The sequence below is a fragment of the Pseudobutyrivibrio sp. YE44 genome (genome assembly GCF_900104335.1).
Lineage (GTDB): Bacteria > Bacillota > Clostridia > Lachnospirales > Lachnospiraceae > Pseudobutyrivibrio.
Map to the genome: position 1 here is coordinate 355,670 of NZ_FMXT01000001.1, position 23,144 is coordinate 378,813.

The 23,144-nt window shown below is 38.0% G+C and carries 21 protein-coding genes; 20 read left to right on the top strand and 1 reads right to left on the bottom strand.

The features are described from left to right. The first annotated feature begins 10 nt into the window (after positions 1-10). Genes BLR54_RS01590 through BLR54_RS01605 form a run of 4 tightly spaced genes read left to right on the top strand, consistent with a single transcriptional unit; the run spans position 11 to position 6,890 of the window. Entirely contained in the window at positions 11-3,544 is a 3,534-nt protein-coding gene (locus BLR54_RS01590; protein WP_090416472.1) for a DUF5717 family protein, read from the top strand. Positions 3,545-3,575: 31 nt separating this feature from the next. Next, positions 3,576-4,808 carry a DUF5716 family protein gene (locus BLR54_RS01595; RefSeq protein ID WP_090416473.1) on the top strand — a complete coding sequence of 411 codons (1,233 nt, stop codon included), beginning with the start codon at positions 3,576-3,578 and terminating at the stop codon, positions 4,806-4,808. 13 nt (positions 4,809-4,821) lie between these two features. Further along, positions 4,822-5,655 (top strand): hypothetical protein, encoded by an 834-nt coding sequence (locus tag BLR54_RS01600; RefSeq protein ID WP_090416474.1) that lies wholly within the window; start codon positions 4,822-4,824, stop codon positions 5,653-5,655. A 23-nt stretch (positions 5,656-5,678) separates the two neighbouring features. Continuing rightward, positions 5,679-6,890, top strand: coding sequence for an ABC transporter ATP-binding protein (locus BLR54_RS01605; protein ID WP_090416475.1), 1,212 nt, complete (start codon positions 5,679-5,681; stop codon positions 6,888-6,890). Positions 6,891-6,939: 49 nt separating this feature from the next. Here BLR54_RS01605 and BLR54_RS01610 read toward each other — a convergent pair whose 3' ends face one another. Next, positions 6,940-8,028 carry an endonuclease/exonuclease/phosphatase family protein gene (locus BLR54_RS01610; protein ID WP_090416476.1) on the bottom strand — a complete coding sequence of 363 codons (1,089 nt, stop codon included), beginning with the start codon at positions 8,026-8,028 and terminating at the stop codon, positions 6,940-6,942. A 130-nt stretch (positions 8,029-8,158) separates the two neighbouring features. Between BLR54_RS01610 and BLR54_RS01615 the strand changes: the two genes are divergently transcribed. From BLR54_RS01615 to BLR54_RS01690, 16 genes are all read left to right on the top strand, one after another. Continuing rightward, complete coding sequence (locus BLR54_RS01615) at positions 8,159-9,400, top strand: MFS transporter (protein WP_090416477.1); 1,242 nt, start codon at positions 8,159-8,161, stop codon at positions 9,398-9,400. A gap of 67 nt (positions 9,401-9,467) precedes the next feature. Next, positions 9,468-10,157 carry a hypothetical protein gene (locus BLR54_RS01620; RefSeq protein WP_090416478.1) on the top strand — a complete coding sequence of 230 codons (690 nt, stop codon included), beginning with the start codon at positions 9,468-9,470 and terminating at the stop codon, positions 10,155-10,157. Positions 10,158-10,188: 31 nt separating this feature from the next. Further along, positions 10,189-10,878, top strand: coding sequence for a response regulator transcription factor (locus BLR54_RS01625; RefSeq protein WP_090416479.1), 690 nt, complete (start codon positions 10,189-10,191; stop codon positions 10,876-10,878). A 142-nt stretch (positions 10,879-11,020) separates the two neighbouring features. Further along, entirely contained in the window at positions 11,021-12,367 is a 1,347-nt protein-coding gene (locus BLR54_RS01630) for a sensor histidine kinase (RefSeq protein ID WP_090416480.1), read from the top strand. An 83-nt stretch (positions 12,368-12,450) separates the two neighbouring features. Continuing rightward, complete coding sequence (locus BLR54_RS01635; protein WP_090416481.1) at positions 12,451-13,230, top strand: hypothetical protein; 780 nt, start codon at positions 12,451-12,453, stop codon at positions 13,228-13,230. A 33-nt stretch (positions 13,231-13,263) separates the two neighbouring features. Further along, positions 13,264-14,187, top strand: coding sequence for a chemotaxis protein (locus tag BLR54_RS01640; RefSeq protein ID WP_090416482.1), 924 nt, complete (start codon positions 13,264-13,266; stop codon positions 14,185-14,187). Between the two features lie 61 nt (positions 14,188-14,248). Further along, positions 14,249-16,174, top strand: coding sequence for a hypothetical protein (locus BLR54_RS01645; protein ID WP_090416483.1), 1,926 nt, complete (start codon positions 14,249-14,251; stop codon positions 16,172-16,174). Beyond that, complete coding sequence (gene hisH / locus BLR54_RS01650) at positions 16,171-16,779, top strand: imidazole glycerol phosphate synthase subunit HisH (protein WP_090416484.1); 609 nt, start codon at positions 16,171-16,173, stop codon at positions 16,777-16,779. Before BLR54_RS01645 ends, hisH begins: the two co-directional genes overlap by 4 nt. Before the next feature lie 49 nt (positions 16,780-16,828). Continuing rightward, on the top strand, positions 16,829-17,587 hold the full coding sequence (gene hisF / locus BLR54_RS01655) for an imidazole glycerol phosphate synthase subunit HisF (protein ID WP_090416485.1): 759 nt from the start codon (positions 16,829-16,831) through the stop codon (positions 17,585-17,587). Between the two features lie 282 nt (positions 17,588-17,869). Then, on the top strand, positions 17,870-18,640 hold the full coding sequence (locus BLR54_RS01660; RefSeq protein ID WP_090416486.1) for a hypothetical protein: 771 nt from the start codon (positions 17,870-17,872) through the stop codon (positions 18,638-18,640). A gap of 96 nt (positions 18,641-18,736) precedes the next feature. Then, positions 18,737-19,456, top strand: a complete 720-nt coding sequence (locus BLR54_RS01665) for an IMP cyclohydrolase (protein WP_090416487.1) — start codon at positions 18,737-18,739, stop codon at positions 19,454-19,456. A gap of 104 nt (positions 19,457-19,560) precedes the next feature. Further along, the gene (locus tag BLR54_RS01670; protein WP_090416488.1) at positions 19,561-20,739 is read left to right on the top strand and encodes a phosphoribosylaminoimidazolecarboxamide formyltransferase; all 1,179 of its coding nucleotides are present in this window, start codon (positions 19,561-19,563) and stop codon (positions 20,737-20,739) included. Between the two features lie 141 nt (positions 20,740-20,880). Further along, positions 20,881-21,351, top strand: coding sequence for a ribosome maturation factor RimP (rimP, locus tag BLR54_RS01675; RefSeq protein WP_090416489.1), 471 nt, complete (start codon positions 20,881-20,883; stop codon positions 21,349-21,351). A gap of 15 nt (positions 21,352-21,366) precedes the next feature. Beyond that, on the top strand, positions 21,367-22,575 hold the full coding sequence (nusA, locus tag BLR54_RS01680) for a transcription termination factor NusA (protein ID WP_090416490.1): 1,209 nt from the start codon (positions 21,367-21,369) through the stop codon (positions 22,573-22,575). Further along, positions 22,575-22,841 carry an RNase P modulator RnpM gene (gene rnpM, locus BLR54_RS01685; RefSeq protein ID WP_090416491.1) on the top strand — a complete coding sequence of 89 codons (267 nt, stop codon included), beginning with the start codon at positions 22,575-22,577 and terminating at the stop codon, positions 22,839-22,841. The genes nusA and rnpM overlap by 1 nt, the downstream gene beginning before the upstream one ends. Further along, complete coding sequence (locus tag BLR54_RS01690) at positions 22,831-23,139, top strand: L7Ae/L30e/S12e/Gadd45 family ribosomal protein (protein ID WP_242871180.1); 309 nt, start codon at positions 22,831-22,833, stop codon at positions 23,137-23,139. The genes rnpM and BLR54_RS01690 overlap by 11 nt, the downstream gene beginning before the upstream one ends. Positions 23,140-23,144: the final 5 nt, after the last annotated feature.

Genomic DNA, 23,144 nt, shown 5'->3' on the forward strand with positions numbered 1-23,144 from the left:
GAGAATTGTTTTGAGAAAAAGAATCTATCGTATTTCCGAAGATAAATTCGATGACTTAAAACCTAATATAGAGTTTGAAAGACAGCAGATTGAAGAGACCTGCTTCGTTAATGAGCCTTTTTCTGGAAGTATATATTTTAAGAGTCTCAACGATGTTCGAATTCGTGGTGTCATTTATTGTGATAATGCTTATGTAAAGATTAATGATCCATGGTTTGATGGTGTTAGTGTTCGCATTGATTATTCCATTGAGGATTGCAATTTTAAGTTTGGTGAATCAATAGAGGGTAATTTTATAGTTGTTGCCGTTGGTATTGAAAAAACTATTCCTTTTAAAATCTCTTATGTACATCCACCGCTTATTGCTTCAGTGGGAGAGATTCATTCCCTTGAGGAATACGCAGAGTTTGCACAAAATCGTTTTCCAGAGGCAGTTACACTGTTTTATTCTGACCGCTTTTCAGATTTTATAGCAGGCTTAGATAAGCGAACCAGACTTATGTATCGAGGCTTTAAGGCTGCACCTATTGCGCCTGTTAATGTGGATGAGTTTTTGGTTTCCTGTGGTCTTAAGGCAAAGATGACCTTCTCTGTTGATGAGCGTCAGGATAGATATTTTGAAGTTACAGAAAATGTCAAAGGTGAGATTGAAATCACTCGTTCAACTTGGGGCTTCATAGACATTACAGTTTCATCTGATGCTGATTTTGTTTCTGTAGAAAAGGAACATATTACAGGGGATTTCTTCCTTGGCTCAATATTTAACATGAGTTATTACATCCATAGGGATAAGATGCATGCTGGTCTTAACTATGCAAAGATTTCCTTCGACTATAGGGGAATCCACAAGGAGATTTCTATCCTTGCCACTGCAGATAAAGAGGGTGTTACTCTTGAATCAGAGGAACATATTCAGAATAAAAGGGTGCTTAAGGCATTTCGTTTATACGAAGATTTCCGTCTTAGAAGAGTTTCCACTGGTCAGTGGTGTGCTTCTTCTTTAGAGATTGTAGAGTCTTTTGAAACCGAGGGAGAGCCTGATAATTTCTTGCTTCTTCTAAAGGCATTTTTGTATGTTACAAACAATCAAAAGCAGGAAGCTCTTTGGATTATTCAAGATCTAAAGCGCACAATCGAAGACAAGCGCAGTCGTGATTGGGCATTTTTACTTTATATTTGTACTCTTATTGATCGAGAAGAGGAATATGTGGATCGACTTACTGAAAATATCGAGCTTATTTTCAGAGAGCACAGTGACGACCCTCATATTTTCTGGTTCCTTTTATTCCTTCGTAAGGAATATATTAAGAATCCTACAGCAAAGCTTAGGGATATCTCAAAATGGGTTGAAGAAGGTTGGGATTCTCCACTTCTTTACATAGAGGCCTACTATATCTTTGTACAAGATCCATACCTTATTACCACCTTTAATGAGCTTACAATAAAGGTACTTAATTGGGCGAAAAAGAAGGATGCTATCACTAAGGAATTTGCTATTCAGATGATGCATGTTCTTGAAACAGAGCGTACCTTCAATGCAAAGGCGTTGCCTATTTTGGATGCTTGCTATCAGGTTTATCCAAATGAGCAGCTTTTGCTTGGAATTGTTACCTATCTTTTGAAGGCTCCTTATGTGGATGAAAGCTTCCTGAAGTGGTACCAAATGGCGATAGAGTCTAATCTTCATGTGTCAGGTATTTTTGAGGCCTACATGGATGCGCTGCCTTCATATTCAGTAGAAAAGCTTCCGCAGCTGGTTACTATGTTCTTTAAATACAATAGTAATTTACCATACGATAAAAAGGCTCTTTTATATGCAAACATTATTCTTCATAAGGATGAGGATTACGAGACCTATGAGAAGTATGAGAGCATTATCGAGGCCTTCTCTATAGAGCAGCTTAGACTTGGTAGACTTGATGATAACTTGGCGGTTTGCTACCAGCGACTTATGGAGCTTGGTATCTTTGATAACGAGGTTGCCAGAATGATTTCCGAGCTTTCCTTTAAGAGAAAGCTTGCAGTTATCAATCCTGAAATCAGAAGAGTGTTCTTATATCAGGAGGAATTCAAGGCGCCTACTATAGCAAATATTTCTGACCATAAGGCATATATTAATTATATTGGCAGCGAAGGTGTTATCTTCCTTGAGGATAATAATGGCTTCCTTTTCGTGGATGACCAGGCATACTTCACAGAAGAAATCCTTAGCACAGAAGGATATACAGAAAAGCTTAAAGAGCTTACACCTTTAAACTTAACCTATGCTATGGAGCGTATTTCTTCGAGCAAGGCATCTTCAGAGTATGACGAGGAAGATGTTAAGGCGGCGGAGCTTATCCTTGATTCCAAGGTTATTTCACTAGACTATTTACATAGGCTATATCCAAAACTTATAGAGGTTTTGCGCTTTAAGGATAGAGAGGCTTTGCTTGAGCAGCACTTCATGAACAAGGCAGACCTAAAGGCTCTCAGTGCGGGGGTTATTGCTGCAGTGCTTGAGGTGTTTATTTCTAGAAGCAAATATGATGAAGCATACTACATGATGCAGCATACAAATGGGTCAATGCTAAAGCCTGCAGTTGCTACAAAGCTTTGTCAGTATTTGATTGATGAAAAGCCTGACACACCTGATGATTTCTTGATTATACTTACAGCTAGCCTTATTGAAAAAGGCTTCGTACATACGAATATGGTCCGCTATCTTATCAAGTTTTTTGTGGGCCCTACAGATACTATGCTTCGTATTTACGATAATGCCTTTGAAAAGGGAGAGGATGTAGTTGAGTTTGGTGAGAGAATTCTTACACAATCACTGTATAGAGATTTCCTTACACCAGATATCCTTAAGGTGTTCGACACCTATGTGTCACGCAAAAATAATAAGATGATTGTGGAAGCTTTCCTAACCTATGAAGCTCACGATTATCTTGCAAATGGAGCGGATATTCCAGAAACCATTTTTGCATATATTTACAATCGATTTAAGAGAGGTCAAAGCTTTAACGAAAGTATGAGAATAGCTCTGCTTAAATACTTATGTTGCTTGGATAAGCTTCAGGAGGATGATTACGACATGTTGGATATTCTTCTTGCAGATGCTATCCTTCGTAATCAATACTTTGGCTTCTTTGCAAAGTGTGATCGTCGACTAAAGGTTAAATATCATCTTTACGACAAGCATTTTGTGGAGTTTAACGCTGAAAAACGTAAGAATTTATCAATCACATACTCAGTTAATGGTGCAGCTTTTAAGACTGAAGATATGATAGAGATGTATGATGGTTTATACGTTAAGCAGTTTATTCTTTTCTATGGAGACGAGCTCAGATACCAGATTTCTTGCGAGGAGCTTTCAGAAGAGCCTCTTCAGTCAAAGACCTTTGTCTTAAGTGATGAGCTTGATGAAAAGAAGGGAAGATATGCTTTGATGAACAGCATTTCACGTCATAGCCTTTATGGAGAGGTGTTTGAGTTGGCAGAGGATGTAAAGTCTTATCAGGGCTTAGATGCAGTTACCAGAGAGTTGTTTACAACCCTTTAAATCATATAAAAGTTTTTAATTTAGGAGTTTTATGAACACAGAAGGTGCTTACGTAGGTATTGATATTAGCTCAAAGAGCACAGTACTTAGTATTTACAAATCGAATATGGACGAACCTGCTACAATAAGCACTATTGTGGGAGAAGAAAACTATTCCATTCCTACTGTGCTTGCCAAGAGAATGGGCATGGGACAGTGGTTTTTTGGAGAGGATGCTTTGAAGATGAGTCGCCTAAAGGAGGCAGTGCTTGTGGAAGAGCTATACAATCTTGCCCTTAGAGATGGACAGGTTGTAATCGAAGCAGAAAACTATAGTGCTAGAGATTTACTTGTGATTTTCTTTAAAAAGCTGTTTTCCATTCCTGGTCCCATGGCGGCCTTAGGTGAGATTGAAAAGCTAGTTATTTGTGTTACACAGGTGAATCTTGAGGTTATGGAGCTTATGAACTATGTTGCTTCTAAGCTTTCAATAGATTTAAGTCGTGTGATGCTTATAGACAGAAATGAATGCTTTTATTATTACGCTTTATCACAAAAGCCAGAGCTTTTTATTTATAATGTGGCCCTGTTTGATTACAGTGGTTCTAATATGATTTCCTGTACCTTAAACCGTAATCAAAATACCAGACCACAGCTGGTTACCTTAAACGTTGTTAGTCATGGTACGGTTATTGAAAATAAGGATGAGACGTTTGATGAAATTATCAGTGATACTTTTGGAAGCGCGTTATTTTCAGCAGTATACCTGGTCGGAGATGGCTTTGATGGCGAGTGGATGAAAACAAGTCTTTCTCATCTTTGTCGAGGCCGAAAGGTTTTCCTTGGAAAGAATCTTTATTCAAAAGGTGCTTGCTATGCAGGCTATACAAAAGATGGAAAAAGAGATTGGCCATTTATTTATATAGGTGATAACGATTTAAAGCTTAACCTTTCTATTAAGATATTAGAAAACAATGTAATGAAATTTTTTACCCTTATTGATGCAGGCCAGAGTTGGTATGACGTTAATGGGGAATGCGAGGTTATCTTGGATGGGGAACCGGAGATAGAGTTTTATATCCAACGACCAGAATCCAGAGAGGTTCAAACAGAGGTTTTAGAGCTTACCGATTTGCCAAAACGTGAAAATCGAACCACAAGACTTCGCATCGAAGCCAGACCGGTCTCAGATGTGGCAGTGGCTATCGTAATTACGGATTTAGGTTTTGGTGAAATATCTCCAGCTTCAGGAAAAAGCTGGGAGCATACAATTACTATTAAATAGTTAAAAGGACATTATGAGTACATTAATTTATTGTCAAAATTCATTATCAGCAACTCCATATTATCTTGAAGAGGCTTCTTTGAATGTATATTCTTTGGAGGAGCTTAGCTATTTTATGCTTAATAATGTCTATCTTTTATCTACAAAGCTTATGAATTCTGAGCTTTGTAATTGGATTGGAAGAGAACTAAAGCGACCAAAGCTTGCACAGGAATTGTTGGGCCTTGTACAGAACAATGCGCCTTTACATATTTTCGTTGGACATATTCTTAGTGCCAATGGATATGCATCGGCAAAAGAGATTAAAGATACTCTTGCTGTTATCGCTACCTTTGAAAACAAAACAGAGGCTGAACGAAAGAAGATGCGAGCTGACCGTCTAATGAATAAAGACAAGCTTGTAGACGCTATTTATGAATATGAAACCTTACTTGCCGATGAAGTTGCAAAGACTATGCCAAAGGTTACAGAGGGTGATGTTTATCACAATCTTGGTTGTGCGTTTTCAAGATTGTTCCTTTTTGACGAAGCTATGAAATGTTTCGATGAAGCTTATAAAAGAAATCAAAAGAAACAGAGTCTTCACTGTCTTTTATATGCTGCCAGATGCGCTAAAGATAAAGGGGCCTTTGACGAGTATGTAGCTAAATACTTAGTATCAAAGGATGAGATTGATGAGGTTTTAAAGGTGGTATCTTTAGTTACCGCCAGAGAAAATATAATAGAATTTGACACAGCTATTAATGAGCTTGTTAATGATGAAGGTAAGAGAGAAAATGCTATTTCCTCTTTATCAGGGGTAATAAGAGATTGGAAAGAGGAATACATTAATCTTTGTAAAATCTAAAAAATGGTTGGGGAGAGTTTGCTATGGGTATTTTTTCTAGTAGAAAAAAGAAAAGAGAACTTAAAGCCGCTAAGATTGATGATGCCTTTAATAGGGTTTATTCCCAAATTGAAGGTATTGGCAGCATGGAAGATCCTAAGAAATTAGAGCACTATATTCTTGATTCCTGTGAACAAATCATTGCTTCCACAAAGGCTATGGAACGCCAGAAGATGGAATATAGAATAGTCACCAGATATCTTAACGACATTAAGACTATTGAAAATCTTCCAAAGGAAACTGCTAAGGATCTTAAGAATACCGCTTCCAATATTTGTGAATTGGAAAAGAATATTCTTGAGGCTAGAGCTATTGAACGAAACATTACTGATGAACAGTTTCAGGTTATATCTGGGGATGAAAATGATATGCCTGAGATTATTAATCGATTTGCGGCAGATGAGATTTATCAGGGAAAGCTCAAACGCAATCTTTCCACTTTGGAAGGTGATAAAAGTCGCTGGGAAATCGAACGAGAAGATTTGAAAAGCCAGGGAAAGCTTTTTAGACATATGGCAATTGCGGTTATGACATCTTTCTTGACACTAATTATTTTGCTTTATGTTATGTATACCGCTTCAAAGGTTGATATTTCTATATGGATTTTTGCAGTTTTATTCATTTGCGCTGTTTGTGGTTTTATAATTTTCTTGAGACAGAATAAGCTAGCTAGAGAAAGTAGAATTGCTTTGGTGCATTTGAACCAGGCTATTAGTATGCTAAATGTTGAGCGAATGAAATATGTTAATGTTACCAATAGTATTGAATATTCAAAGGATAAGTACAAGGTTAAGACCGCCGCTGAGCTTCAATATGTTTGGGAACAGTATCAGGACAAGGTTCGAGATCAACAAAGATTTCTGCAGAACAATGATGATTTGGAATTCTACAACGAAAAGCTAGGCAAGATACTTGGAAGTATAGGTTTGGCTGACGACAAAATCTGGCTTAATCAGGTTAATGCTTTAATTAACAAGCAGGACATGATGGACTGTCGTCACAGACTGGTTCAGAGAAGAAAGAAGATACGTGATAGGTTAGAAGACCATAGAAAAATTGTTCAAGAGGAACGTGATGAGATAGATAGACTTATGACTAGACACGAGCACTATCTACCTGAAATCCAGGAAATCATCAAGTCTGTTGATAAACTATGTGGCACTAGTGCCAGCAACACCGTGAAAATAAAAGCATAGAAATAAAAAGGTCCTTGAAATGGTGTTAACCAAATCAAGAACCTATGAATTATTCTTTTAGCATAAAATCCATATAAATTGGATTGTGATCGGAATATTTAAATTCTGTATTTAAAACGTTTGAATATTCCACCTTCACGTTAGATGAAACGATAAATCCATCTACAGTTAAAACAAAGGTTGTAGCTTCATTGTAGGGTTCATTAGCATTTCTACAGCTTGGAACTGGGTTATCTTCATCTAAAGGTTGAATTAGCTGAAAACCTTCAGGTATGTATTCTGTTGGGAAAGCGGCCGCCCAGTTTTCATCGCTGGTTTTGTGGAAATATTTTGAGGAGTCAAGAAGTATATCTTTGTTTAAATCTCCACCAGCAATTACATAATTGCCTTTTTGTAATTCTTCATTCATATCGTCAAAGAGCATTATAAGCTGATTTGTCGCTGTGCTTGGGTCTGTGGTGTAAGCAGAAAGATGAGTGTTATACAGCACTAAATTATTTCCGTCAGATACAGATATTACATTTTTGACGTAGCATCTGTCTAAATCAATCAGCTTTGAAAATCCTTCTTCAATAGGAAGAGAGCGTCGTGTGGCTGATTTGATATTTACGGGAGAAACAGTAAGCAATCCAGCTTTTGATTTGCCGTGTGGTTGGTAGATAGGTGCCATTAAAAATGGACTATCATAATTAACAGCAAAATTATAAGAAATGTTATCATTTCCCTTATCCTGTATATCCTTTATGATTAAATCCTTTTGATTTACATGATAGCTTCGAGTAGAGTCTAAATCTACTTCCTGGAAAAGCATTATATCAGGATTAAGGCTGTTAATACCTTCTATAGAGCCATTGATGTTTGTATAGACTGCATCTTTGGAGCGAGCCCAAGACTCTTTGCCACCATCCATAAAGAAGGAATAATCGTCGGAATAAGCACCGAAACCAAGATTAGCTGAAGTGATTCGATATTTTTGATTGGTTTTTAGAGTAAAATCTTTCGAAGTTCCTTCAATTATAAGGTCAAGGTTATCATCAATTCGGTGGTATGCAATTAACACATATGAAAAGTAGGCTATTGTAATAACAACTAAAGCTATTATTACATATAATATAGCCTTCAAGAATTTTTTAGTCATAAATTATCCTTCCTAAAACAAGTAATACCTTTTATTATTCGGCAAAAAAATAATACCATATAATCAAATATATTACTAAGGATAACACAATAAAATACTATCAACAGCAACTAGTAAAGGAGATTTATTTATGGTAGATATTTTAGAACGCTTTAAAAGCTCTTTTGATTTTAAGATGAATGTTTTGTACACAATAACCCAAGGGCTTTATTGGATGCTAGTGTGCTGTACGGTTAGTATGGGTTCTGCGTATTTATCCAATAGAGGTTATTCTACCTTTGCTATTGGTTTGTTGTTTGCTATAGCATATCTATTTGCTGCAATTGTTCAGCAGGTGGTATCTGTGGCTACAGATAGTTCAACTAGTTTTGATGTGGTAGATGTTCTTGCGGTTCTTGGTGGAATTGTTTCCATAGATTTATTTATTGCATTGTTTACATCAGGAAAAGGCTTTGCTACAGGAATGACTTTTCTGTTGGCAGCTATGATTGCTACGGTAATTCAACCTTTCTTAAACGCTTTGAATTTCCATATTGAAAGCTATAAGGTGTCAATGAATTATGGTGTGGCAAGAGCTAGTGGTTCCTTTTTCTTTTTCCTCATGAGCCTTATAGTTGGCTTTTTTATGAAAGTTGTATCTGAAAAAGCTACGGTGGTTTTAGGTTTTATTGTGGCTGTTCTGTTTACTTATCTAATTTTCGTGATTTACAGAGAGCTGAAGGCTTCTGGAATTAAGGTTAGAAAGGAATTTGATCCACTTGAACATGATGTTTCTGAAGGTATTACCTTAGACTATGTTAAGTCCTTTATTGAACGATATAGAATGTTCTTTATGTTTTTAATTGGACTGGTATGCTTTTTCTTCGGACATATTATTGTAAACAACTTCTTATTCCAAATAGCTGTAAATGTTGGAGGAGATGAGGGAGCTAATGGCGGTTTGTTGGCACTTCAGGCTATTGTTGAATTGCCTGCCATGATATTCTTTAATTGGTTAAGGGAACGTTTTGGTAATAGATTACTTTTAGGTACTGCCTCTGTATTTTATTTAATTAAGATATTCTTCACGGCCATTGCTACAAGCGTAGGAATGCTTTACTTTAGTATGATTTTCCAAGCATTATCTTTTGCATTGTTTATACCAGCATCAGTTCATTTAGTTGATGAGATAATGCCTAAATCTGATGCAGTTAAAGGGCAAGCGTTTATTACTATAGCAATGACTTTTAGTAGTTTGCTTGGTAGTGTCCTTGGAGGATTAATCATTAATTTATGTGGAGTTTCTGCCACATTATGGTTCGGCACATTTGTTACTTTTATAGGGACAATTATCACAATTTGGTCACTTTTAAGAATAAATACACAAAAATAATGATAAAAGATAGATTTTTTAATTGTAAATTGCTAAAATAATCTTATAAAATTGTGAAGGTAAAGATATGGCTAAGTATAATATTGGTGGATATATCTTTAACGATGAGAATAGTGCAAAGAAAGCTGCTAAGGAACTTAAGGCTGTTGAGTATATTTTAGGACAGGTTAAAGGTGCAGATGAGAACGGGGTCCTTCAGGTATACAAAAAGATTCTTAAGCAGAGACTTTTTTCTACAGAGATAGGAATGAGTTTTCTTAATCAGCTTCGGCAGAACCTAGTTGCTTCTGGCGCGTTTGATGAGTCAGATATTCCTCCGGTTTATACTATTGAAGAAGAAAGACCAGCCGAGACGGCGAAGCCTTCAGCACCAATAGCTGAAAGTGTCCAGGCTGTAGAAGAGAAACCTGAAACAAAAAATATAGAGACCTCTGAAAAGAAAGCCTCTAAAACTAAAGAAAAGAAACAAAAAACCGATAAATCAAATGTTGCTTCTGATGATGCTAATGGGGAGTTAAAGAAGCTACGACTGATTAACAGGTTTTTGATAGTATGTGTGATTACTTTATTGTTGTGTATAGGGGGGATGTTTTATATCAGCACAACAATAAATAGTCCAACCATACTAAATTATAAAGAGAGTATTACTGACGAATACTCAACTTGGAAGGAAGAGCTTGATCAACGTGAGAAGGATCTCAACGAGAGAGAGGAAAAGCTTACCAAACAAGAACTGGGTGTCAGTGATATAGAGTAACCATTAATTTTTCAAGGATGGGGTTGGTGTTATGTCGAAAAACAAAATTCTTGTGGCTGATGATGAAAGCCGTATGCGAAAACTTATCAGGGACTATTTGGTAAGAGAGGATTACGAAGTTGTAGAAGCAGAAAATGGTGAACAGGCTCTTGATATGTTCTATATGGATAGCGAAATTTCGCTTATCATCCTGGATGTCATGATGCCAAAGGTTGATGGGTTTGCTGTGCTTAAGGAAATCAGAGAAACTTCATCTATCCCAGTTCTGATGCTTACCGCTAAGGGTGAGGAAAATGATGTACTTAATGGCTTTGAATTAGGTGCTGATGAGTATATCAACAAACCATTTTCTCCAAAAATTCTTATGGCAAGAGTAAATGCAGTTCTTCGTAGAAGCACTGATGATTCTCTTGGTAAGAAAGTTGTTGAAGCTGGTGGTATCCAATTAGACGTGGATGCGCATGTTGCCACAAACGATGGCAATCCAGTGGAACTGTCAGTTAAGGAATTCGAACTTTTATATTACTTCATTAACAATGAAGGCATTGCTTTATCTCGTGAGAAGATTCTTAATCATGTTTGGGATTACGATTACTTTGGAGATGCAAGAACAATCGATACTCATGTTAAGAAGCTTCGTAGTAAGTTAGACGACAAAGGAAATTACATCAAGACTATTTGGGGCATGGGGTATAAATTTGAAGTCGACGCAAAAGTCTAATAAAATTAATCGCCAAATTGTAGGACTGTTTGGAGCTGTAGTATTATTATCATTAATATTAGTAAGTATCCTAACAGCCTGCTTTTTAGGCGATTATTATATTTATGAGACAAAAAAACAATTAAAAAATTTATATCAGATTATGTCTGAGAAGTGTGAAGTGGATGAGCTATATGGAGATGAATATGATTTCCAAAATATAGCTCTTTTTGAGAAATATTCTGTTTCTGTAATTGTTACAGCGGCAGACGGGGAATCTCTTATAAAATCTAATGTTGATCCCAAAATTCTTTCTGAACAATTAAATTATACCTTGCTGGCAAATGACAATAATAGCGAGGCTATTGAAGCTACTGGAGATTATAAAATATTTGAGCAGAAGCTTCCTGGTGTGGAGGATGCTTACATTATTTTGTTGGGCGTTTTACCTGATGGAAATATTGTTTTTATAAGATCTAATAGTTCCGCTTTGATGCAAGTGGCAGCCTTTACAAATAGATTTTTGCTTTACATTGTAATTGTTGGTTCGCTAATTAGCATAATCATTGGTAAATTTGTTATCGCTTATTTTACTAGGCCACTTTTCGAGCTTATTAACATCACAAAGCGTATTTCAAATTTTGATTTTGATGCCACTTATCATCCTCAGAAATTCTACAATGAAATGGATGATTTAGGTGAACATGTTAATGAAATGTCCACCACTTTGAAACGTGCCATTGAACAGCTTCGTACAGCCAATGAAAGCTTAAAGCATGACCTTGAATTAAGAGAAGAAACTGAAAATATGCGTAAGGAATTTGTTTCTAACGTAAGTCACGAGCTGAAAACTCCTATTGCCTTAATCCAAGGATATGCCGAAGGTCTTCAAGAAGGCATTATGGATGATGAAATAAGTAGGCAGATCTATTTGGATATCATCATTGATGAAGCCAATAAAATGAACCGTCTTGTTCGAGAAATGCTTATTCTTAATCAGCTTGAAGCAGGTCAGATGAGCATGGATATGGTTGATTTTGATTTGACGGAAATGATTGACAGTGTTGTAGAAAGCAACAAGATTAATTTTGAGGCGCAGGGAATCAGTTATAGCTTCATTAATAAAACAGAATGTTATGTTCATGCAGATGAATTTTTAGTAGAGCAGGTTGTTACTAACTTTATTAGTAATGCCATTCATTACGTTTTAAACGAGAATATCCTTAATGTTCGCTATGATTTTTTGAAAAAAGGAAAAGTAAGGATAAGTGTATTCAATTCTGGAAACAATATTGCAAAGAAGGATTTGAAGCATATTTGGGAGAAGTTCTACAAGGCTGACAAAGCTCGAAGTCGTGAGTATGGCGGCAGTGGTATAGGTCTTTCTGTGGTTAAAGCCACAATGGAATTGTTACACGAAAAGTTTGGTGTGGAAAATCTTCCAAATGGAGTTGAGTTCTGGTTTGAATTATCTTTGGCAAAAGACACAAAAATCAAAGAAAATTCATAGAATTTTCTGATTTTTCACATTGAATGGGACACATTTTAATGCTAATATACCATTAATGATTAGTATATTTTTTAGGAGAAGGCATGAAAACTAACAGAATTATATTCTTAACTTCTGTGTTGTGTTTTTCTCTATTAGCAACTGGTTGTGGCGAACCTATGACTGAGCTCACCAGCGAAGAAGAAGCTATCATTTCTCTTTATTCAGCTAAGGCAGTGGCAAAATTCAATAAAAATCAGATTATTGGAATTGCTAACGCTAGGGTGAAAAAGGGCGAATTAGATATGGAATATGAGCCTGAAGAGGAAGAAGAGATAGAGGGGGAAGAAAACTCAGAAGGAACGGAACCGGAAATTGACCCGGAAACAGGCGAACCAATAGTTAAGTCTGAGGATGAAAATCAAGAAGAATCTGGAGCTGAAACAGGGGAAGGAACCCAGACTACAGGTGATTCTGGTTATTCATTTACAGAGGCTGTTGGAATAGATGGGGTATCCTTTGTATGCTCTGAATTTAATGTAACTTCCGAATACAAACCTACCTCAAGTTATATTCTTTCCAAGGTTAGTGGAAAGAAATATGTGGTTCTTAATATAACAGCTACCAATGAGTCAGAGACCACGGTAGATTTCTCAAGTTTACCAAAGAGAGAGTATTCACTTTCTTTAAACGGTGGAGAAAAATCAAAAAGCCAGTTTACGCCTCTTACTAATGATTTAGGAAGCTTTAAGGGAAGTTTGAAGGCGGGAGAATCAAAATCTTTTGTTTTAGTGTTTTTATTTAGTAATTCAGCGGTTGATAATATTTCTTCTTTGGAGTTGTTTGTTACAAGCGACGGCAGTTCTAGAGAAACAAGCATATAAATCTTTTTGGGATTTAAATGAGAGGAGATTTGCATGGATACTAATATTTTATTGGAATCGGGCACTAACGAACTTGAGGTACTTGAATTCAAGGTTGGCAAGAATTTCTATGGAATCAATGTTGCCAAGATAAGGGAAATTTTGTTGTATCAACCGGTTACACCACTTCCTAATGCACATCCTTGTATCGAAGGTATTTTCATGCCAAGAGATATTATGATTTCTGTCATTTCTCTTAGAAAATGCTTGAATATTACAGATGAAGCAAACAATGATGGATTGTTTATCATCACAAACTTCAACAGCTTGAATACAGCTTTCCATGTAGACGAGGTACTTGGTATTCACCGTGTTTCTTGGGAAGATATTATTAAACCAGATGCTACTATTAGTTCCGACGAATCTGGTGTATCTACAGGTGTTATCAAACTTGAAGACAGACTTGTAGTTATTCTCGACTTCGAGAAGATTGTTACAGATATTAATCCAGAAACTGGTCTTAAGGTTTCAGAAATGGATGATTATGAGACTCGTGATAGAAGTAAATCACCAATTCTTCTTTGCGAGGATTCACCACTTCTTTCAAAGCTTATTGTTGAGTGCTTGAAGAAGGCAGGTTATACAAATCTTCTTATCAATATGAATGGTCAAGAGGGTTGGGATAAGCTTGTTGAGCTTCATAAGAACGGAACAGTTCTTAACGATGTTCACTTGATTATTACTGATATTGAGATGCCTCTCATGGATGGTCACCGACTTTGCAAGCTTGTAAAAGAAAATGACACCATGAAGAATATCCCATTAATTATCTTCTCATCTCTGATTAATGATGAGATTAGAAGAAAAGGCGAGAGCTTAGGTGCAGATGCACAGCTTACAAAGCCTGAAATTGGTAAGCTTATCAGCGTAGTTGATGAGTTGGTTGCCAAGTACGAGGATGCTCGTAAGGGAAATTAAAAATTTAAAATCGTAGGGGTATGCCAAGCATGCCCCTTTTTTGAATAGGGAGGATTTAGGAATGTCTCAGTCGGAGGACTACTTGGATGGACTACTCAATTCAATAAGCAGGGCTAAGACTGATGCTGAAGCTGTTCTTGAGAATGCAGAAAAGAAACAGCAGGAATTCGTGGAAAATAGAAGGGCTGTAAGCCCGGATGAGGATTTCTTTACTGCAACAGGCATTACTGGAACGGATCTTCAACAAACAAAAGCAAAAAGCTCACATCCTTACCTCAGGAAAGTTCTTTCTGAGGAGGATTTTTTGCGCAAATTTGAGGAAGAACTTGATAACGATGATGTAGATACTTTCCTTTCTGCTTTTGAGCAGGAGATAGATGATGAGGAGCATCTTTTTGAAACCACAGGTGAAACCATGGGCAGTGAGGATGTGGTGGATAAATTAATAAACGACATTGATAATGTTGTTTCAGATGCCACCAAGGAACTTGAAGAAGAGGAGGTACCTGAGGAAGCTCCTGTTGTACCTGAGGAAGAGGAACCAATAGCGCTAGAATCGGAATCCCTAGATGACCTTGAACCTTTAGAGGGCATTGACATGGCAGTTGAAGAGCCTGTTGATGATTCTGCTGCCACATTAAATAACGATGAAGATGATTTGGGAGAAGATTTAAAGCTTCCAGATGATGACGATATAGATTTATCTCAATTTGTTCAGGAAGATGATTCTGAAGATAGTGAGGCTGCTGAAGAGGACGAGGCTGATTTTGGATTCTCTCTTGATGATGCTACCGATGACTCTGTAGAAGAAGAGCCTCTGGATGAATCAATGAAGGAGTTTATGCCTGATGACATGGATGCTTTAGACGAGGCAGAGTACGGTGATGGTGATGAGCCAGATTTATCAGGTGAAGGTGATTTAGACTTAGAAAACATTTTAGAAGGTGACGAGGATTTATTAGATATTCAATCTCTTCTTAATGGTGATGAAGAGGGGGCTCCAGAAGCTGGGGACATAGATGAGTCTGCAGAGGCTCCATCCGAGGAAGAGGAACCTTCAGATAAAAAGGGAAAGAAAGAGAAAAAGAAGAAAGAAAAGAAAAAGAAGGAAAAGGGAGAAAAGAAGCCTAATCCATTCTTACAAAAGCTTGCCTTACTTATCTTTGGCGCTCCTGACGAAGATGAAATTGCTGAAATGGAGGCGGCTGAGGCAGCTAAAAATGCACCAGCTGTTGAGATTACTTATGATGAGGAAGGTAATCCTATAATTCCTGAGGGCGGTATTCCTGAGGATCCAAAAGAAAAGAAAAAACGAGAAAAGGAAGAAAAGAAAGCTGCTAAGGAGGCTGCAAAAAAAGAGAAAGAAGCAGCTAAAAAGGAGAAGGAGAAGGCTAAGAAAGAAAAGCCAAAGAAGGAACCTAAGCCGAAAAAGGAAAAGAAACCTAAGGAACCTGACAATTCTCCTAAAATTCCTATTTCCATTATTGCAACATTTTTGGTATTATCTATATCAATAATTGGTGTGGTAATGGTTGGAATGCAGTTCACGGGCTTGCAACGCCATATGGAACAGGCAAGGACACTTTTCGATGAAGGCAACTATATAGCAGCTTACGAAAAGATTAATGGCTACGATTTTAGAAACGACGAGAAATTAGAGTTACTTAGAAATCAAGCTAGAACCCTTGCTGACTTGCAGCAATGTCAAGATGAGTATGTGGCCTTTATTAATGCAAAAATGTATAATTATGCATTAGATTCTCTGTTAAAGGGAATTGGCCGATACGAAAAATATAAAGACGATGCTGTAGAATATGGTATTTCTGATCAATATGATGCGTACGGCAATCAGATTATTAGTGAGCTACAGGAATCCTTTGGATTATCTGTTGACGAGGCTATGGCCATCTATAAGCAACCAAACAGACATTACTACACGATAGAACTTAGAAAGGTGCTGAGAGGCTTAGGGTTACCGGACACATGATAGCAATACTTGATTACGATGCAGGAAATATTAAAAGTGTAGAAAAAGCATTTGCAATCCTTGGTGAGGAAACTGTCCTCACCAGGGATTTTAGTGTGATTGAAAGAGCTGACCGAGTGGTATTACCAGGGGTCGGCTCTTTTGCTGATGCAATGAACCATCTTAAGAAATTTGAACTGGATAAGGCAATTAAGGATTATGTAAAGAGCGACAGACCATTTTTAGGTATTTGCCTAGGTCTCCAGCTTTTATTTGATTCTAGTGAGGAGTCGCCAGGCGTTGAGGGGTTACATCTTTTAGAGGGAGATGTAGTTCGTATTCCTGATGCTCCAGGAATCAAGGTGCCACATATTGGTTGGAATTCTTTGGATTATCCTAATAAGGGACGTCTTTTTAAAGGAATTGATGAAGGCTCTTTTGTATATTTCGTTCATTCCTATTATTTGAAGGCTAAGGAGCAGGAAATTGTAAAGGCTACCACAGAATATGGTTGTCATATTCATGCTTCAGTAGAGAAGAACAACATCTTTGCATGTCAGTTCCACCCAGAAAAAAGCTCTACTGTTGGACTTAAGATACTTGAAAACTTTGCAAAATTAAAATAAGCCTTCCCCTTGAGGGGAAGGTGCCCCGAAGGGGCGGATGAGGTGTTATATGTTTACTAAAAGAATTATCCCATGCCTAGATGTAAAAGACGGCCGTGTAGTTAAAGGTGTTAATTTCGTTGATTTAAAGGATGCTGGTGATCCAGTTGAAATAGCAGCTGCTTATGATAAAGCTGGCGCTGATGAGGTGGTATTTTTGGATATTACTGCATCTTCTGATCACAGAAACACTGTTGTAGATATGGTTAGAAGAGTTGCAGAGCAGGTTTTTATTCCCTTTACAGTTGGTGGAGGTATTCGTACTGTAGAGGATTTTAAGGCTTTGCTTAGAGAAGGAGCTGACAAGATTTCTGTTAATAGTGCTGCAATAGATAATCCTAATCTTGTGGCTGAAGCAGCTGATAAGTTTGGTAGTCAGTGTGTGGTTGTTGCCATTGATGCAAAGCGTCGCGAAGATGGCGGTTTTAATATTTACAAGCACGGCGGCAGGTTAGATTGTGGCATTGATGCTGTAGAATGGGCTATGAAGGTAGAAAAGCTTGGTGCTGGTGAAATCCTACTTACTTCTATGGATTGCGACGGCACAAAGGCTGGCTTCGATTTGGAGCTTACAAAGGCTGTTTCTTCAGCTGTTAATATTCCTGTCATTGCCTCTGGTGGTGCAGGAACTATGGAACACTTCAAGGAAGCTCTCACAGTAGGCGGCGCTGACGCAGCCCTTGCCGCGTCCTTATTCCACTACAAGGAACTGGAAATCCTCGACCTGAAGCGTTACCTCCGCGACGAAGGCGTACCCGTTAGAATATAATCAAATAAGTATATATAATTATTGAAATAAGAACAGCTTTGAAGACTTGGCAAGCGCGAGCAGGAAGGCTCCATGCCAAGCTAGGAGGGAGCCGCGAAGCGGAAAGTTGCCTAGCTTGAGTATGGAAGGTGGCCTGCGGGAGCATGTAAAACTTGGAAGCTGTTCTATTTTGTTATATTTAACAGATTTATCACAACTTTGGTGTATTATACTAATAGGTATAAGTATGAGACAGACTAGGAACACGGATGTTCAGGTACTATCTTCAAAGGAGTGATGTTTATGTCTTTGACGCTTAATTCTTTTAATAATAATTCTATCTATTCATTGTTTTCTAATAACACCAGCACAAATTCTGTGTTTGGTGGTTTGGAGAGCTCCCTTACAAGTCTTTCACAGATTAAAAGTGGAACCTACGCTAAGCTTGTAAAGTCTTATTATGCCAAGTACGATTCTGAGGGCAATTTAAAGACTGAGGGTACAAAGAGTAAGGTTAAAGATGACAAGGGTACTCTAGGTGAAATTAGAGGTGATTCATCTAGTCTTAGTCAGGCAGCAGATAAGCTTCTTAGCAAAGGCTCAAAGCTCTGGGACCAGGTAGAGACTGAAGATGAAGATGGAAAAGTTACAAAAGACTATGATAAGGATGCTATTTATAAGGCAGTAGATAATTTCGCTAAGGCATATAATAGTCTTGTTGATAGTGGTCAGAAAGCAGAGTCAACAGGCCTTCTTAGTCAGGTGGCTGCAATGGTTACCATTTCTTCCAAGACTGCTACAACTCTTGGAAAGGCTGGAATTACCATTGACTCTAAAAATCATTTAAATGTTGACGAGGACTTCCTTAAAAATAAAGCTAACATAACCTATGTAAAGGATTTGTTTAACGGCACAGGTAGCTTTGCTTATCAAATTGCTACAAAAGCCAGCATGGCAAATTCTTATGCAAGCACAGATTTATCTAAGCTTACAGGAAGCAAATCATATACAAGTTCTGGCGGATTTTCACTTTCATCAGATGATATTGTTAGAAAATTCGACGAGACAACATAAATTGAAAATCATTATACTTAGTTTAAATTAATTGTAGACTTGATGGGTTTCTTCGGTTATAATTTTGAGCGGAAATTGCATTACAAGGAGGAACCCATGGTAGTAAAATCTTTAGCAAGAGAATTATCAGAAACCAGTTATCCGGGCAGAGGCATTGTCATTGGTAAATCATCAGATGGTACCAAGGCTGTCGCTGCCTATTTTATTATGGGACGTTCTGAAAATTCACGTAACAGAGTATTCGTTGAGGATGGAGAGGGAATTCGCACTGAAGCCTTTGACCCATCAAAGCTTACTGACCCAAGTCTTATCATTTATGCACCGGTAAGAGTTCTTGGAAATGACACTATCGTTACAAATGGTGATCAGACTGACACTATTTACGATTACATGAAGGCAGGAGAGACCTTCGAGCAGACCCTTCGTCGCCGTGAGTTTGAGCCAGATGGCCCTAATTTCACACCTCGTATTTCAGGTCTCATGCACATTGAAAACGGTGAGTTTTCATATGTAATGTCTATTCTTAAATCTAACATGGGTGATTCAGATTCTTGTAACAGATACACCTTTGATTATTCTAATCCTAAGGCCGGTTCTGGTCGTTTTATTCACACTTATATGGGCGATGGAAATCCACTTCCTTCATACGAGGGAGAGCCTACACCAATTGAAATTTCAGGAAATATCGATGAGTTTACCGATATGATTTGGTCAAACCTTAATGCAGATAATAAGGTTTCTCTTTTCGTACGTTACATCGATATCGCAACTGGTGCTAAAGAAACCCGTATCGTAAACAAGAATATTAGAAAATAAATTAGCTTGTAGCTAACAATCTCTTATATTTCTTTAGCGAAGCGTGCTAGCTGAGCGGAGAAATCATAAGGATTGTTAGTGTAACAAGCGGAATGGAGAGGATAATGAAAGAGTTAGAGTTAAAATATGGATGTAATCCAAATCAGAAGCCTTCGAGAATTTACATGGAGGAAGGCGAACTTCCAATCGAGGTTTTATCTGGTAAGCCAGGTTACATAAATTTCTTAGATGCCTTTAATGGTTGGCAGCTTGTCTCAGAGCTTAAGAAGGCTACTGGTCTTGCAGCTGCAACATCTTTCAAGCATGTATCACCAGCCGGAGCAGCTGTTGGGCTTCCACTTTCTGAGGTAGAAAGAAAGATTTACTGGTGTGATGACCTTGACATGGAGTTCACTCCACTTGCAAATGCTTACGCTAGAGCTCGTGGCGCTGACAGAATGTCTTCCTTTGGCGATTTTATTTCGCTTTCAGATGTTTGCGATGTTGCTACAGCAAAGCTTATTAAGAGAGAAGTATCAGATGGTGTCATCGCTCCAGGATATGAGCCAGAGGCTCTTGAGATTCTTAAGGCTAAGAAAAACGGTAATTATGCAGTTATTAAGATTGACCCTAATTACGTTCCAAAGCAGCTTGAGCGTAAAGAAGTATTTGGAATTACTTTTGAACAGGGTCGTAACGAATTGGTGATTAACGATGATTTCTTCTCTAATATTGTTACTGATAATAAAGAGCTTACAGAACAGGCGAAGATAGATCTTGCAATTGCAATGATTACTCTTAAGTATACACAGTCAAATTCAGTTTGCTATGTTAAGGATGGTCAGGCAATTGGTATTGGTGCTGGACAGCAGTCACGTATTCACTGTACAAGACTTGCAGGTCAGAAGGCAGATAACTGGTGGCTTCGTCAGTCTCCAAAGGTGCTTAACCTTGATTTTGTTGATGGTATTAAGCGTGCTGACAGAGATAATGCTATCGATCTTTACATCGGTGATGAGTTTGAGGATGTTATTGGTGATGATGTTTGGGAGAAGACCTTTAAGACACGTCCTTCAGAGTTCACTCGTGCCGAGAAGAGAGCTTGGCTTGATAAGATGACAGATGTATCAGTTGGTTCAGATGCATTCTTCCCATTTGGAGACAACATTGAGCGTGCTCATAAGTCGGGTGTTAAGTATGTTGCTCAGCCAGGTGGCTCTGTAAGAGATGATAATGTTATTGAAACTTGTAACAAATACGGTATGGTTATGAGCTTCACAGGTCTTAGACTTTTCCATCATTAATAGCCAAAAAACTTGCAATTATCAGATTTTTTGCTATAATGTAGTTGTTATTGAAGAGAGCGACTGAAAGAGAGAGCACTTAGCTCTCTCTTTTGTATTGTTTGGGCTCTTCGTTGGAAAACTGAATAGAGGAGGACATTTATGTCAAAACACACCGATTACGAAAAACGTACGGAAACAATGATTACTCCTATTCTTGATGAAATGGGCTTTGAGCTCTACGACGTTGAATACGTTAAAGAGGGCGAGGATTACTATCTTAGAGCCTACATTGACAAAGAAGGAGGAATCACAATCGACGACTGTGTTGAGGTTAGCCGCAAGATGAATGAGCTTTTAGATGCGGATCCAAGCATAGGCGGAGATGATGGTTACATTTTTGAGGTTAGCTCACCAGGCCTTGGTAGAGTTCTCAAAAAGGACAAGCACTTTGAAAAAGCTCTTGGGTCAGATGTTGACATCAAGACTTATAAGCCAATTAATGGAGCAAAGGAATTTACAGGTTGCCTCAAGGCTTTCGATAAGGATACATTCACTATCGAGTTTGAGGATGGCGTTGAAATTTTTAATAGATCAGATGTTGCACAAATTAGATTATCTTTAGATTTCTAAATACAAGGAGGAAATATGGCAAATACAAATGATTTTTGGGATGCTCTTACAGATCTTGCAAAAGAGAAAAATATTAGCATGGAAGTATTAATCGAGACAATCGAGAATTCACTTCTTATTGCATGTAAGAACAATTATGGTAAGGCTGATAATGCTTCAGTTGAAATTGACAGGGAAACAGGTGAGTATCACGTATTCCTTGCAAAGACTGTTGTTGATGAGGTAATGGACCCAGTTGAGGAGATTTCTCTTGCTGAGGCACAGAACCTTAATGGAAAGCACCAGATTGGTGACATTGTTCGCCTTGAGGTTAAGTCTAAGGACTTCGGACGTATTGCAGCAACAGCAGCAAAGAACACAATCACTCAGAAGATCCGTGAGGAAGAGCGTAAGGTGCTTTACGAAGAGTACTACGAGCTTCAGCACAAGGTTGTTACTGGTGTTGTTACACGTTTCTCAGGCAACAACATTCATGTTAATCTTGGAAAGCTTGAAGGCTTCCTTTCTGAGACAGAGCAGGTTAAGGGCGAGTACTACAAGCCACAGGATCGTATCAAGGTTTACATCGTAGAGGTTAAGACTTCTAACAAGGGACCACGTATTCTTGTATCTCGTACTCATCCAGAGCTTGTTAAGAAGCTTTTCGAGGAAGAAGTTTCAGAAGTTAGAGATGGTATTGTAGAGATTAAGTCAATCTCTCGTGAGGCTGGTAGCCGTACAAAGATTGCTGTTTGGTCAAACGACGAGGATGTTGATCCAGTAGGTGCTTGCGTTGGACAGAACGGTGCTCGTGTAAACGCTATCGTTAATGAGCTTCGTGGTGAGAAGATTGATATTGTTGAGTGGGATGAGAACCCTGCTTACCTCATTGAGAATGCTCTTTCACCAGCAAAGGTTGTTGCAGTTATCGCTGATGCTGATGAGAAGACAGCTCGTGTAGTTGTTCCTGATTACCAGCTTTCACTTGCTATTGGTAAGGAAGGACAGAATGCTCGTCTTGCAGCTCGTCTTACAGGCTTCAAGATCGATATCAAGAGTGAGACTCAGGCTAAGGAAGCTGGTGATTTCCTTGACTATGATGAGGATTACGATGATGACGAGTACTACGATGATGAAGAGTACTATGATGAGGACGGCGAGTATACAGAAGATGAAGAGTACGCTGAGGAAGGTAACTACGATGAAGAAGTTGCTGAGTCAGAGGATGCTTCAGAGGAAGAGTAATGAAATCAAAGGAATTACCTCTTAGAAAATGTATTGCCTGTGGTCAGATGCTTCCTAAGGATCAACTTTTTAGGCTGGTAAAGCTTCAGGGACAGGTTGAATTGGATTTAACCTACAAGGCACAAAGCCGCGGTGCATATATATGCCGCAACAAGGATTGCATTGAGCTTGCTCAAAAGAAAAAATCCTTAAACAGGGCATTTAAGGGTGTAGTCAATAACGAAATTATAGATAAACTTTTTATGGAGTTGGAAGATGGTAGATAAAGCGCTTAATATGATTAGCATGTCCATGAAGGCAGGCAAGCTGGTAAGTGGTGAGTTTGCATGTGAGCAGGCTATTAAGGACGGCAGTGGTTTTCTTTGTATTGTTGCTACAGATGCTTCTGCTAACACTAAGAAATCATTTTCAAATTCCTGTGATTTTTACAAGGTTTCATATGTTGAGTATGGAACAAAAGAATCTTTAGGTCATGCAATTGGTAAAGAATATCGAGCATCAATCGTAGTGTGCGATGAAAATTTATCCTTAAGCATTCAAGATAAGATACGTGAAGTTAGGTGAGGAGG